Origin of the sequence: Thalassospira sp., assembly GCF_002709775.1 — a bacterium.
GTDB lineage: Bacteria > Pseudomonadota > Alphaproteobacteria > Rhodospirillales > Thalassospiraceae > Thalassospira.
This window is the reverse complement of the sequence record NZ_PAQR01000064.1, coordinates 25,059-38,980: the sequence shown is the minus strand read 5'-3', so window position 1 is coordinate 38,980 and position 13,922 is coordinate 25,059. Positions and strand designations below refer to the sequence as shown.

Sequence of the window (13,922 nt, the reverse complement as noted above, 5' to 3'; positions counted from 1 at the left end):
TCACTCCGCAGCTATATCAAGCGCGCGTGGCTTGAAGTCATCAGGGAAATGGGTCAGGGCGCTTAGAACCGGATAAGGCGTAAAGCCCCCCAGCGCGCACAAGGATCCAAACTTCATGGTCTCGCACAGATCGCGCAGCAGCTCGATCTGCAATTCAGGCTCTTCACCACGTTCAAGCTTGTCGACCACTTCGGTCCCGCGTACAGAGCCAATTCGGCACGGCGTGCATTTGCCGCACGATTCAATTGCGCAGAATTCCATGGCAAAGCGGGCCTGCTTCATCATGTCCACCGTGTCGTCAAACACGACAACACCGGCATGACCGATCAGACCATCGCGTTTCATGAATTCTTCGTAGTCAAACGGCGTATCAAACAGTTCTTTCGGGAAATAGGCCCCCAAAGGCCCGCCGACCTGAACCGCCTTGACCGGGCGGCCCGATGCAGTGCCACCGCCGATCTGTTCAACGATTTCGCCCAGCGTCAGACCAAAGCCGACTTCATAAAGCCCGCCATGTTTGACGTTGCCCGCAATCTGGATCGGGATGGTACCGCGCGAGCGGCCCATGCCGTAATCACGGTAATATTCCGGGCCCTTTTCCAGAATGACCGGAACAGAGCACAGCGAAATCACGTTATTGACCACCGTCGGACGGCCAAGGAAACCTTCAAGGGCGGGCAGCGGCGGCTTGGCACGGACAACACCGCGCTTGCCTTCCATGCTGTTGAGAAGCGATGTTTCTTCACCGCAGACATAGGCACCAGCACCCATGCGGACTTCCATGTCAAAGGCCTTGCCGGAACCAAGGATGTTATCACCCAGAACACCGGCAGCACGGGCGACTTCGATCGCCTCGTTCATCACGTCAATCGCAGTCGGATATTCCGAACGGGTATAGACATAGCCCTTGGTTGCACCGGTGGCGAGACCAGCAATGATCATGCCTTCGATCAGAACAAACGGTTCGCCTTCCATGATCATGCGATCGGCAAAGGTGCCGCTATCGCCTTCATCGGCGTTACAGACGATGTATTTCTGATCGCCATCGGCTTCGCGGACGGTATTCCATTTAATGCCGGTTGGGAAACCGGCACCACCGCGACCACGCAGGCCACTGTCAGTGACGGCCTTGACGATTTCTTCGTCCGTCATCTTGAGCGCGTTTTCAAGGCCGCTCAGGCCTTCATTGGCGCGGTAATCGTCAAGCGATACCGGATCAATGATGCCGCAGCGCTGGAATGTCAGGCGCGACTGGCTTTTGAGGAACGGAATTTCCTGTGTCCGCCCGAGGAACAACTTGTGCGCCCCGCCAGTCAGGAAATCGGCATCAAACAACGCATCGATATCGTCGGTGCTGACCGGGCCATAGGCAACACGCCCGCGTGGCGTTTCGACCTCGACCATAGGTTCAAGCCAATACATGCCGAACGAGCCGTTGCGCACGATCTTGATATCGGCACCGGTTTTGGCGGCCTTGGCGGAAATGGCAGATGCGACATCATCCGCACCGAGCGCAACCGAACCGGAATCAAGTGGAACATAGATCTTGATGCTCATGACCCCACCTTTTCAAGAATGCGATCCGCACTGACACGGCCAACAACCTTGCCATCAATCATCGCCGCCGGGGCGCAGGCACACAGGCCAAGACAGAAGACAGGTTCAAGCGTGATCTTGTGATCGGCGGTGGTTTGCGACCAGTCGACTTTCAAATGACGACGGATCTGGTCACCAAGAGCATCGGCCCCCATCGCCTGACAGGCTTCGGCCCGGCAGATCTTGATGACATGCTTGCCCGCCTTTTCTTCGCGGAAGTCATGATAGAAGCTTGCCACCCCGTGGACTTCCGCCCGGCTAAGGTTCAGCTTCTTGGCAATGGTCTGAAGCGCGCCATCGGGGATATAGCCAAACTCTTCCTGCACTTCATGCAGGATCGGCAAAAGCGGTCCCTCAAGGGCTGCCATCTGATCACAAATGGCAGCGACGCGGACGTTCTGGTCCTCGGTCGTTTCCGACATGCAAGCCTCTCTCTCAAGCATGTTTGAATTATTCGTTGTTCTTCATAGTGTCAGGCATTGTCACGGCCTGTTCAATAAAGCCATCCCGTTACGCGATAGCGAAAACCTATCAAGCCGATTGCAGCTCTGAAATGCGGGCTGCCTCCTTGATCAAGGCCGACACAACCGGGGTTGCCGGTTCGCGTCGTGCGGCGATCAGGCCGACGGTGTGAGTGGCATCGGGTTCGGTGATCGGGATCGATTTGACCCGGTCGCGCATCCCGAAACTTTCGACCATTTTTTCCGGCATGATGCTGGCCCAGTTGCCTGTTTGCACATGGGTAAACAGCGCAATCATGGAATCGCTTTCCAGCGTCGCGCTGACCTTCGCCCCCACCGCATCAAGATGCTGATCGATGATGCGGCGGTTTTGCATATCTGGCGTTAGCAGGCAAAGCGGCAATTCAGCGGCTTCGCGCCAGGTGATTGTATCACGTCCGGCAAGATCTTCCATGTTTGACGTCACAAGATGATAGCGTTCCCGGTACAGTGGGATGGCTGTTACGCGCCCAAGTGGCTCATTATCAAGATAGGTAATCCCGGCATCAATTTGCAGATCGTCGAGCAGCGCCTGAATTTCGGCAGAGGTCCGCGACAGGATGGCAAAGCTGACATCGGGGTGTTTTTCACGAAACGGCGTGGTCAATTCATGGACCATCGAAAGCGCGGTCGGAACAACCGCAATCTGCACCTGCCCGGTCAGGCCAAAGCGCATGGCACGCATTTCATCGCGCATGGATCGGGTGCTGCCGACGATATGACGCGCCCATTCCAGAACTCGTTCGCCTTCGGGTGTCAGGCCCTGATAGCGCGATCCGCGTTTGACCAGGACAACGCCAAGATGGTCTTCAAGCTGGCGCAAGGCGCTTGAAAGGGTTGGCTGCGTCACACCGCATTCTTCGGCAGCATGTCCAAAATGCTGCTCGCGGGCGAGAACCATAAACATTTCGAGTTTATCAATCATGGCGTATCCGGCATCGCAAGATCGATGCTTTTTATGGCGGTGTTGGCGATCCTGTTTTCGGCTCGCTCTATCTGGGGCGGAACACTTTGGCGCAACAATTTGGTGACGGGATTGTCGGGAAAAGTGTTCTGATTGCAGGATAACCGATTACCCCTTCGGGCATAAAGGTTATTCCTGCAACAGAACACAGATCCGGGCTGGATGAACGGAACCCGGATCTGCCCCTGACGCTTTGGCACGATGTCCCACTCGTGCCTGGCTTTACTGGCAAGTGGACAGAGCCAGTAAAACAGGCGCCAGCCGAGGGTGCATCGGCTGGCGCCTTTGGTCAGGTTAGGCTTTCGACGGAGCTTCGCTGCCGCCTGCTTCCTGGGTTTCCATGTGATGCTTTTCATGGATCGGGCTGACCAGCTTGTTGGCAATCAGCGCAATCGCAAGCAATGCCGCCATGGCATACATGGTGGTGTTATACAGGCTTGAGGTCGGATCGACCGTGCCTGCCGGTGCGATTTCCATCAGACGCCCGATGGTCACCGTTTTGGCTGCAACCAGCTGATCAAGCTGAGCAATGCCGGCACCGAACTTCTCCTGGAATGCTGCCGGATCAACCTTTGATGCCAGATCCTTGATCGAACTGGTGACCGAGGCCTGACGCAGCTGGGTGATGGCAAGCGGACCAAGAACACCAGCGGTACTCCAGGCAGTCAGAAGACGACCATGGATACCACCGACATATTTGGTACCGAAGATATCGGCGAGATAAGCCGGAATGGTTGCAAAACCACCGCCATACATCGTGAAGATGATCATGGTTGCGGCATAGAACATGACAAGCCATGTCACAGCCGGATTGATGCTGACCTGTTCTGCGGCAAACGGGATCGACATATAGAGAACGATGCCCAGAATGAAGAAGCAGTAATAGGTGTTCTTGCGCCCGATATAGTCAGACATCGAGGCCCAGAAGAAACGACCGCACATGTTAAAGACCGAAATCATGAACACGTAGGTCGCCGCAAAGGCGGAGTTGACGATAAACGGCAAGGTCGTGCCAAAGATCTCCGTCATCATGGTCTTGGCAACGCCAATCACCCCGATACCGGCCGTCACGTTAAAGCACAGAACAATCCACAGCAGATAGAACTGCGGGGTTTTAAGCGCCTGATCAATGTGAACGTTGGCATGCGTGATCATGCGTTTGGATGCGGCATCCGCAGTCGGCGGCGTCCAGCCAGCCGGAAGCCAGCCTTCGCGCGGCACGCGATAGGAGAAGGATGCAATGATCATGACGATGAAGTACGCAACACCAAGCGTAAAGAAGGTCGCAGCCGCACCGGTATTACCGGTTCCGGCAACATAAACGCCTTCTTCGATCGGCACTGGCGCTGCGGCAACCTGTGCGGCACCGGCAACAACGACTTCGACCATCTGGCCACCAACTTCGGCCATACGTTTGCCGCCCTCGGTCACGAGGTTCACGGCACTTTCCGGACCAAGATAGTCAGGCACCTTGAAGAAGGTGGCAAGCAGGGCTTCCTTGATCGGGGTTGCGATCATCGCACCGCCGCCAAAGCCCATGATGGCCATACCGGTCGCCATGCCGCGCCGGTCCGGGAACCAGCGGATCAGGGTCGAGACCGGCGAAACATAACCAAGCCCAAGACCACAGCCACCAAGCGCGCCATAGCCCAGATACACTAGCCACAGCTGATGGGTCATGATGCCAAGGCCGCCGATGATGAAACCACCACCCCAGCAGAAGGCTGCGACAACGCCGACCATACGCGGGCCGACTTCTTCAAGCCATTTGCCGCCAAAGGCAGCCGCAAGGCCAAGAAAGACGATGGCAACAGAGAAAATCCAGACAACGGATTGCAGCCCCCAGTCACCGGAGCTTGCACTGACCACCCCAAATTCCTTGATCAGTGGCGGGTTAAAGATACTCCAGGCATAGACAGAGCCGATGCACAAATGAATGGCGATAGATGCTGGCGGAACTTTCCAGCGGTTGAAATCGTCGCCAGCGACGATGTGTTCTTTCTTGAGCTTGTCAAACATGACGTTGTTTTCCTCCCGGTCTTTTGATTTTTCCTTGCCCTTCCCCGTCGCACAATTGGTCATGGTGCAGGGCAAACACGGTTAAATCCGGAATTCTCAACTTGGCAATCGGCGTGCCATACAGCGCCAAGCACCACTTTCTGTCACTTTTCCAAACTGGAACGGGTTGCTGCAGCGCACGCGCATGGACAAAATGTCCACAAGCTTAATGCGCGCATAACGTGCATATAGACAAAATGTCCACTCGCATTTGCAGCATTTTGGAGGAGTTTACTGTTTTGACCGTGAGGCCTGAGTTCAGTCCGCCTCGGGCAACCAGATGGTAAAGACCGTGCCCTTGCCCGGTTCACTTTCAACATCAAGCGACCCGCCTTGACGATCAATCAGGGTACGGGTGATCGACAGACCAAGCCCCGTGCCTTCGCGCCGTTTGGTGGTGTAGAACGGATCGAAGATGCGGTTCAAAACATCAGCATCCATGCCGGTACCGGTATCGCGCACGGTGATCTGAATGCCGGGTTTCCCACCCCGATCAACATCAGCATCAATCAGGGTCAATGTCCCGCTTTCGGGCATGGCATGCAGGGCATTGACCATCAGGTTGACCAGAACCTGCTGCAACTCGGTTCGGTTCATCAGAACCAGTCGGGTTGATTGATGTTCGCGCACGACCTTGATATCAGCCCGGCTGAGAAGATGGGCAACGAGGGGCATGCAATCATCAATCACCTCGGCGACACTGTGGCGTTCGACGAAGCCCGCATATTCTTCGGGTTTGGCAAATTGCAGAAGCTTGGTCACGATCAGATTGATGCGATTGACCTGTTCGTCAATCAGGCGGAATTCAGTATCGCCCAGTCGTGCATGTTCACCCAGAAGATCGCGCAGGACATCAAGATTACCCTGAAGGACGGCGACGGGATTGTTGATTTCGTGCGCCACACCGGCGGTAATTTCACCGATCGCAGCAAGCTTTTCCGACATGATCAGTTGCCGGGTCGTGGCTTCAAGCGCGCGGTTGGCTTCGCGCAACTCGCTGGTGCGGGCATCAACGCGGGCATTGAGCTGATCATTCCAGGCGCGCAGGCGTTTGTCGCGTTCCTGCACCTGATCAAGCAGATCATCAAGATGCTCAGCGACAAGGGCGATCTCATCCTGCACCTGATCAAGATTTGTTCGCGCCGACAGATCGCCGTTTTCAACCCGGCCAATGGTATTGGCCATCCGTTCCAGGGGCTTGAAAATACCCCGCGCCCAGCGCAGGAAGATCGGCACTGACAAGGCCGCAACAAACAGAAACGCCCCGATCAGGATCAGAAGGCTTTCATATTTGGTCTGGGCAAAGGGGGCTTCGAGGAAACCGACATAAAGCATGCCAACCCGTTTACCATAGCTATCCTTGATCGGCTCATAGGCCGATATGTACCAGTCATTAACCACAAAGGCGCGGTCGAGCCAGACATTACCATCTTCAAGCACGGTCTTGCGCACCACGCCCGAGACCCGGGTGCCCAAGGCACGGCGGTCGGCAAACAGACGGACATTGGTGCTGACCCGGACATCATCAAGAAACAGCGTCGCGGTCCCCTGACTGCCCTCGGGCAGGCTGTTCTGGCGATAAACAAGGTCGTTGATCGTATCGATAAAACCGAGGTTCTGGTTAAGCAGTATGCCACCCACCAGCGCAGCACTGCCGCCCGTCGGCAGTTCAACGTGACTTGCCGAATGTACCACCATGCCACGTGTTTCAGCATCGCGGGTCGAGGGGACGGCATTGGGCGTTTCAATCAGATCAAGGCGCGCGCGTTCGGCCAGGTCAGGCGAAATAGCGGCAAGGTCGCGATTGCTGAAAATATCAATGCTGGTGGAGGATTGGCCGTTATAGGCACTTTCAATCACCGGCCAATCACCATCGCGCCGATCACCCACTTCGTTATCGCGTCCGGGCGACAGGTAAAGGAAATCAAGACCCAGTTCCTGCTGTCGCGCTGCAAGCAAGCGGTCAATGTCGTTAGCGTTGCCGCTCGCCAGCACATCACGCACCGCGACCGATTGACCAAGGGCCTCGATCTGTTCGCCGGTGTTTTCCAGGATATGGGTAAAATACTGATGGGCAATTGTCAGGTCGCCACTGACCTTTGATGTCAGCAGCGCATCAAACTTCGTATTCCAGCGCACCATCATCACGCCCAATAACAAGGGCAGGATCACAAGCGTTGGCAAAAGTGCAATCGCCAGCAGCTTGAAGCGAACGGACCGGGTTCTTTTGGCGGGGGGCGTGGTGGCGCCCGACGGTGACGCGTCGGTCATTCCTGTTCCCAGCTTGCGCATTTGCGATCAATCGTCTTGCGCGACACACCCAACCTTCTGGCGGCTTCGTTCCGATTGCCGTTGGTCTTGTGCAGCATCGCCAGAATGTGACGGCGCTCCATCTCGTCCAGGGTCTCGTCAGATTCTGCCTGTGCGCCCTGATCAGCAAATTCGTCGCGGAACTCGGCCGGGAACTTGCCAAGGATCAGGGTGCGTTCGATCAGGTTGCGCAATTCACGCACGTTGCCCGGCCATTCATAGCGTGTCAGTCCGGCCCGCACCGACGCATCCATCGGCACCTCGCGCACGCCAAGCTGCTTGGACAGCTTGGTCATGAACAGCTCCGCCAGTTCCAGCACATCGTCGCCACGTTGGGAAAGTGGCGGCATTTCGATATGCATGACATTGATGCGGTAAAACAGATCGGCACGGAAACGCCCAGCTTCGACTTCGGCCTCAAGATCGGCGTTGGTTGCAAAGACAAAGCGCAGATCAACAGGGGCTTCGCGCTCTGATCCGACCGGGCGAACACGGCGGCTTTCAATCGCGCGCAAAAGCTTGCTTTGGGTGGCGAGTGACAATTCACCGACTTCATCCAAAAACAGCGTCCCGCCCTGCGCATGCATGAACAGGCCATCGCGTGCTGCCTGTGCACCGGTAAAGGCGCCTTTGACATGGCCAAACAATTCCGCCTCGATCATTTCGGACGGAATGGCGGCACAGTTGATCGGCACAAACGGCTTTTCTGCGCGATCCGACAGCGCATGCAAGGAACGCGCGGTGACTTCCTTGCCCGTTCCGCTTTCACCGGAAATCAGGATTGATGTCGGCAACGGGGCCACACGGGCGATGGTTTCGCGAATTTCCTGAATTTGCGGCGAATAGCCAATCAACTTGTCACGCAACAACACATGATCGGACGTCGCGCGCAATTCATGGCGCAGCACATGGTTTTCACGGCGTAACCGCATACGATCCAGACAGCGCGCCACCGCATTTAAAATCTGGTTGGATCGAAATGGCTTCAGGACAAAGTCGACAGCGCCGGCGCGCAGTGCCTTGATCGCGGTATCAAGGTCGGCATAGGCCGTCATCAGAATAGCATCTGAGAAAAAGCCGATCTCACGCTGTTCGGTCAACCATTCCACCCCGCTCTTGCCGGGCATGATGTTATCAAGAATGACGACATCAAAATGGTGCTGATCAAGTAAGGCTGTGGCTTCTTCGCAGTCGGCTGCTTCTTCGACCCGCTTGGCGCGCGGGCCGAGGGTGCGGACAAGGAAGTTGCGCATGCCCGGCTCGTCATCGACGATCAGGATGGATGCCTTTTCAAGCCACGGGCCGAATTCCGGCCCCGGCCCGCTATGACCTGCGTCATTGCCCGCAGACGGCGCTGCCCCCTCGGACGCGCCCAGTACGGTCGATCTCATGATGTTCCTCCGCTGAAACATGCTTTATTTTTTTTCAAAGCTTAGTTCAGCGGAAAGAGAAAAGCAAAACCGTTGGTGGTAGTTACGCCATTCCGGCGTCGAATTTGACCACCACCAACGGATCATCACGCCAATGATCAGGCTTCCTTGCGATGGATGGCAAAGGGCGACCAGCTTTGGCTCGTCGGCATGACTTCAAGCGAGTTGACGTTTACATGCGCTGGCAAATTCGCCACCCAGAAGATGCTTTCGGCAATGTCTTCCGGCTGGATCGGATCGGCACCCTTGTAAAGCTTGTCATAAGCTTCCTTGTTCCCACCCGTGCGCACCAGCGTGAATTCACTTTCGCACAAGCCCGGTTCGATCGAGGTAACGCGTACACCGGTGCCCGCCAGATCACAACGAATGCCCAGCGAAAACTGCTGTACAAAGGCCTTCGTCGCGCCATAGACGTTGCCGCCCGGATAGGGCCAGTTTGATGCGATGGAGGCCAGATTGACAATCGCCCCTTTGCGTTCAATCAGCTTGTTGAGCATCACATGCGTGATCGCGACCAACCCCTTGTTGTTGGTATCAATCATCGTCATCCAGTCGGAAAGATTGCATTCCTGCGCCGGGCCAGTGCCAAGTGCCAAACCGGCATTGTTCACCAGCAAATCGACATCGGCGAAATCAGCAGGCAAGCTATCGACCGCCTTCTGGATGGCGTCAGAGTCCTGAATGTCAAAGCAAAGCGCATGGGCGACCGAGGCACCACCGAGTTCACTAACAAGGGCCTCAAGACGTTCGGCACGTCGGCCAGTCACGATGACTTTCCAACCTTCCTTGACAAACCGCCGGGCCGTTGCCGCGCCAAAGCCAGAAGTTGCGCCGGTAATGAGTGCTGTTTTGGTCATGGGGATCTCCGGTGGTTTGAGTGGTTTGGCGAAAAGCTTACAGACTGATCGCGATGGTTTGTACGAAACCGATAATGGCAATGATAACGAGGCTGATGGCACACACCCGGCGCCAGACCATTGCCGACATCCGGCGATAGATCATCTCACCCGGGAAATAGGCGATCATGGCGATCACAAGAAGAGGCAAGGCAAGGGCGATAAAATCATCCGGCAACATGCCCGAAAGCGCACGTGTGATGAAACCAAGCAGATCGACCGAGCCGAAATAGATCGCAAGCGTGTTGCGCACCCGGACATCCTGCGTACCACCGGCCAAAAGCCATGCGGCAACCAGCGGTCCGCCGACGGCAAAGCCCGACATCAGGATACCGACCGAGCAGGCCAGAAGTGCTCCGATGACAAAATGTCCCATCCATTTTGGCGGGTGGTGCAACATGGCAACCAGGGCCGCCACCGCAATCGCAAGATTGGTCGCAATGCGGATTGTCTGATCATCAAGTGCAAAGGCGACATAGGGTCCAAGCACCGCACCGAACAGCCCAAAGCTCAGAAGGATCGTGCAGGCCCGCCAATCGACCTTGTCCCGGTCAAAATCGCGCAGGATCAAACCGGTCAGGACGATATCAATAATCAGAATGATCGGCGTTGCCGTTGCCGGGGCGAGCAAGCTCGACAGACCAAGGGCAGCCAGCAGCGCAAAGCCAAATCCGGTGACACCACGAAACAGGGCAGCAACCGCGACAACCATGCCAGACAAGATCAGTTCCATGGAATTCCTCGTTGTTACAAACCTGAATTACGCCACCGATTGCCCGGACAATAGAGCCACAATCCCCCTTTTAATGGAGCCACATAGCGATCTGGACCTAAATATTGTCGAGTTCTGGCACTAACGCTGATTCAGGCGACGGGTTTAGCTAGCAGCATGAATTCCGCCCCACACTGTTGCAGACAGGAGCCAGCATGAACGTTTCCGTCAAGCCGAACATGACCAACCATTGGATGCCATTTACCAATAACCGTCTGTTTCACGAAGAACCACAGATGTTTGCCAAGGCGGAAGGTGTCAAATACTGGACGCCGGAAGGCCGTGAAATTCTCGATGGTTCGTCTGGTCTGTTTTGCTGTGCGGCCGGCCATGGTCGCCCGGAAATCGCCGATGCTGTTTACAAGCAGCTGAGCACGCTGGACTATTCGCCACATTTCCAGCGCGCCGCCCCGGTTTCGTTCGAATTTGCCGAAAAGCTGGCTGGTATCCTGCCCGATGGTCTTGATCGCGTGTTCTTTGCCGGATCAGGATCCGAGGCAGTTGATACCGCAATGAAGATGTGTCTGGCCTATCACCGGGCAACCGGCAATGCCCAGCGCACCCGGTTCGTGTCACGTGCCTGGGGTTATCATGGTGTGAACCTTGGCGGGACGTCACTTGCTGGTATGGTCAATAACCGTCGTGATTTTTCCGGCATCACCTGTGACGTTGTCCACATGCGCCACACCTGGACCGAAGAACAGAAATTCACCCGTGGTCAGCCGGAAACCGATGCCGATCTGGCCAATGATCTCGAAGAAATCTGCAAGACCTATGGCGGCGACACGATTGCTGCGGTCTTTGTCGAACCGATTGCCGGTTCGATTGGCACAATTGTGCCGCCGAAAGGCTATCTCGAGAAGCTTCGCGCGATTTGCGACAAATACGGCATCCTGCTGGTGTTTGATGAAGTGATTACCGGTTTTGGCCGAACAGGTTCTGCTTTCGCCTCCCAGGCATTCGCAGTCAAGCCGGACCTGATCACCATGGCCAAGGCACTGACCAACGGCGCTATTCCCATGAGCGCGGTTGCCACCAGTGCCGAAATTCAGGCTGCCGTCTTTGAAGCCGCTGGCGATGCGGATCGCCCGGAATTCTTCCATGGCTATACCTATTCGGCTCATCCGGTGGCCTGTGCTGCCGGGATTGCTGCGCTTGATATCTATGCCAAGGACAAACTGTTCGAACGCGCCGATGATCTGTCATCGCACTTCCTTGATGGTGTGTTTGGCCTGCGCAACCTTCCGCATGTCAGCGACCTTCGCGGCTATGGCATGATGTCGGGAATTCAGCTGACACCGGGCGATGCACCGGGCGCAAAGGGTAGCTGGGCACAGCGCGCGCTGTTTGACGAGGGCCTGCATGTCAAGGCGACCGGGGATGCGATCATCTTCGCCCCGGCATTCGTCAGCACCGAACAGGACATCGACGATATGGTAGCTATCCTTCAGAAGGTTCTGGGCTCGCCGATGTAATCTGCCTGCAGGGGACAGATGCCGATCTCAGGGGAGTGGGGTCGGGCAGGGTCCAAACTCATTCACATGACCGCCCCGGCAACAGATATGAGAGAAAAAGCTAGGAAAAGCCCGCAGAGCGGGGTGATCCCCGGTCAAGGGATTTGACGCAGAGGCTTTCTCTCAGATCAGTTGTCCTTCGGATCACCCGGATTTGCACGGGCTATTTTGTCGCAAAATCTTGAAAGATATAGATCTTGCTGCGATTTCGCTCCGCATATCCGCACAAATCCGGGTGACCGGGACGATTATGTGTATGAGTTTGGACCCTGGGGATCGCCATACAGTTTACTGTGCGGCGGTCCCTTTCCTGTTTTCGGCCATCACCGCCATGATGGCATCGCGCAACTGGGTAATGCCCGGCGCGATCTGATCGCGTTCAATTACGGCAAAGCCTAGTCTGAGACGATCACGCGGGGCGGTATCCGGATCGCAATAATGCACATCCCCCGGCTCGACCAAGACACCGCGCTTGGCGGCTTCGCGATGAACAGCCCAGGCATCGATGTTTTCGGGCAGTTTGACCCAAACCGCCGATCCCCCCGTCGTCGGGGTGACGTTCAGTTCCGGCAATTGCTTGGCAATTTCGTTTTGCATCAGTTGCCATTTTTCAGACAAACGATCACGCGTTCGACGCAGGTGTGAGTCCAGATGGCCTTCGCCGATAAACAGTGCCATGGCGCGCTGATCCTGTGCCGATGGATGGCGATAATTCAGGCGGCGAAGGGCGCGCAATTCCTTGATCAGTTCGCTGTCGGCCAGGATGTAGCCAATCCGCAGGCCCGGGAACATCAGCTTGGTCAGGCTGCCGATATAAATGATATGGCCTGAGTTATCATAACTCTTGAGCGCTGCACGCTGATGACCAAGATAGTTCAGCTCGTGCTCGTAATCGTCCTCGACCAGAATGAAGTCATCCTTGCGCGCCCGTTCAACCAGCTGCAGGCGACGGTCCAAAGACATGGTCACACTGGTCGGGCATTGATGCGATGGCGTGGTATAGACCATATCGCATTCCGTAAGTCGGGGCGAGTTGGCAAGACCTTCGCTATCGATCGGAAGCGGGCAGATATCAGCCCCGGTTGAGGCAAAGATATTGCGCGCATCGACATATCCCGGATCTTCCATCCCGACCGTGCGCCCCCGCCCAGCGATCAGCTGACCGACCAAAAACAGGGCATTCTGGGCGCCGATGGTAATCAGCAACTGATCGGGATGCGCCCGCAGGCCACGATGGGGCAAAATGCGGGTAATGATCTGCTCAAGCAGTTGGGGATCATCCATATCGACCTGATCACCGACCCAGCTTTGCGAATGGGCAAGCGATCCTGCAAGTCGCATGGAATCGCGCCAGCGCGAAATGGTGGTTTTGTCTGGTGCCACCTGCCCGTAAATGAACGGATAGGGAAAATCACGCCAGTTGGCCGGTTTGACGATATTGCGCGCCTCGGTCGGGCGGAACTGCAAATGACGTCGCCACAGATCAGGATCACGTTCCTTGGAAAACAGCGAGGCAGTTCGTGTATCCACACTCAGCCGAAGTTGCTGGCGGATATATTGTTCATTGACGAAATGCCCGCGCCGCCAGACTGCGGTCAGATAGCCATCATCCAAAAGCCGTTGATAAACAAGGACAACCGTGTTGCGCGATACCTTGAGCGCGGATGACAAATCACGCGTTGATGGCAAGGGTTCGTGCGAGGGCAAGCGACCTTCGAGAATCGCATCGACAAGCCCCTGATGCAGCTGTTGCTGCAGGGTCTGACCGGCAATTGCCGGATCCTCAAGTCGGATGTCGAGCATCGGGTGCACCCCTTTTATTTCGGCACTGCAGCAGGTTAATTCTGCTGGCACCATAGTTTTTACCTTGTGGCTCTATTAC

General features: G+C 56.1%; 10 protein-coding genes. 1 reads left to right on the top strand and 9 read right to left on the bottom strand.

Annotation, left to right across the window (positions count from 1 at the left end; all coding sequences use genetic code 11):
- From CMO10_RS19170 to CMO10_RS19135, 8 genes are all read right to left on the bottom strand, one after another.
- Complete coding sequence (locus CMO10_RS19170) at positions 1–1,557, bottom strand: formate dehydrogenase beta subunit (protein WP_297024979.1); 1,557 nt, start codon at positions 1,555–1,557, stop codon at positions 1–3.
- On the bottom strand, positions 1,554–2,018 hold the full coding sequence (locus CMO10_RS19165) for a formate dehydrogenase subunit gamma (protein WP_052657636.1): 465 nt from the start codon (positions 2,016–2,018) through the stop codon (positions 1,554–1,556). The genes CMO10_RS19170 and CMO10_RS19165 overlap by 4 nt, the downstream gene beginning before the upstream one ends.
- 109 nt (positions 2,019–2,127) lie before the next feature.
- Positions 2,128–3,021, bottom strand: coding sequence for a LysR family transcriptional regulator (locus tag CMO10_RS19160; RefSeq protein WP_297024976.1), 894 nt, complete (start codon positions 3,019–3,021; stop codon positions 2,128–2,130).
- Positions 3,022–3,354: 333 nt separating this feature from the next.
- Positions 3,355–5,079, bottom strand: coding sequence for an OFA family MFS transporter (locus tag CMO10_RS19155; protein ID WP_297024974.1), 1,725 nt, complete (start codon positions 5,077–5,079; stop codon positions 3,355–3,357).
- A gap of 297 nt (positions 5,080–5,376) precedes the next feature.
- Positions 5,377–7,389 (bottom strand): sensor histidine kinase, encoded by a 2,013-nt coding sequence (locus tag CMO10_RS19150; protein WP_297024972.1) that lies wholly within the window; start codon positions 7,387–7,389, stop codon positions 5,377–5,379.
- The gene (locus tag CMO10_RS19145) at positions 7,386–8,819 is read right to left on the bottom strand and encodes a sigma-54-dependent transcriptional regulator (protein ID WP_297024971.1); all 1,434 of its coding nucleotides are present in this window, start codon (positions 8,817–8,819) and stop codon (positions 7,386–7,388) included. Before CMO10_RS19145 ends, CMO10_RS19150 begins: the two co-directional genes overlap by 4 nt.
- Before the next feature lie 137 nt (positions 8,820–8,956).
- A complete protein-coding gene (locus CMO10_RS19140) occupies positions 8,957–9,715 on the bottom strand; it encodes an SDR family oxidoreductase (protein ID WP_297024969.1) in 759 nt (252 codons plus the stop codon).
- 37 nt (positions 9,716–9,752) lie between these two features.
- A complete protein-coding gene (locus CMO10_RS19135; protein ID WP_297024967.1) occupies positions 9,753–10,487 on the bottom strand; it encodes a TSUP family transporter in 735 nt (244 codons plus the stop codon).
- A gap of 194 nt (positions 10,488–10,681) precedes the next feature.
- Between CMO10_RS19135 and aptA the strand changes: the two genes are divergently transcribed.
- Complete coding sequence (gene aptA / locus CMO10_RS19130) at positions 10,682–12,001, top strand: omega-aminotransferase AptA (RefSeq protein WP_297024966.1); 1,320 nt, start codon at positions 10,682–10,684, stop codon at positions 11,999–12,001.
- A 327-nt stretch (positions 12,002–12,328) separates the two neighbouring features.
- On the opposite strand, the gene pdxR is transcribed toward aptA, so the two are convergent.
- The gene (gene pdxR / locus CMO10_RS19125; RefSeq protein ID WP_297024964.1) at positions 12,329–13,843 is read right to left on the bottom strand and encodes a MocR-like pyridoxine biosynthesis transcription factor PdxR; all 1,515 of its coding nucleotides are present in this window, start codon (positions 13,841–13,843) and stop codon (positions 12,329–12,331) included.
- Between the last annotated feature and the right edge of the window lie 79 nt (positions 13,844–13,922).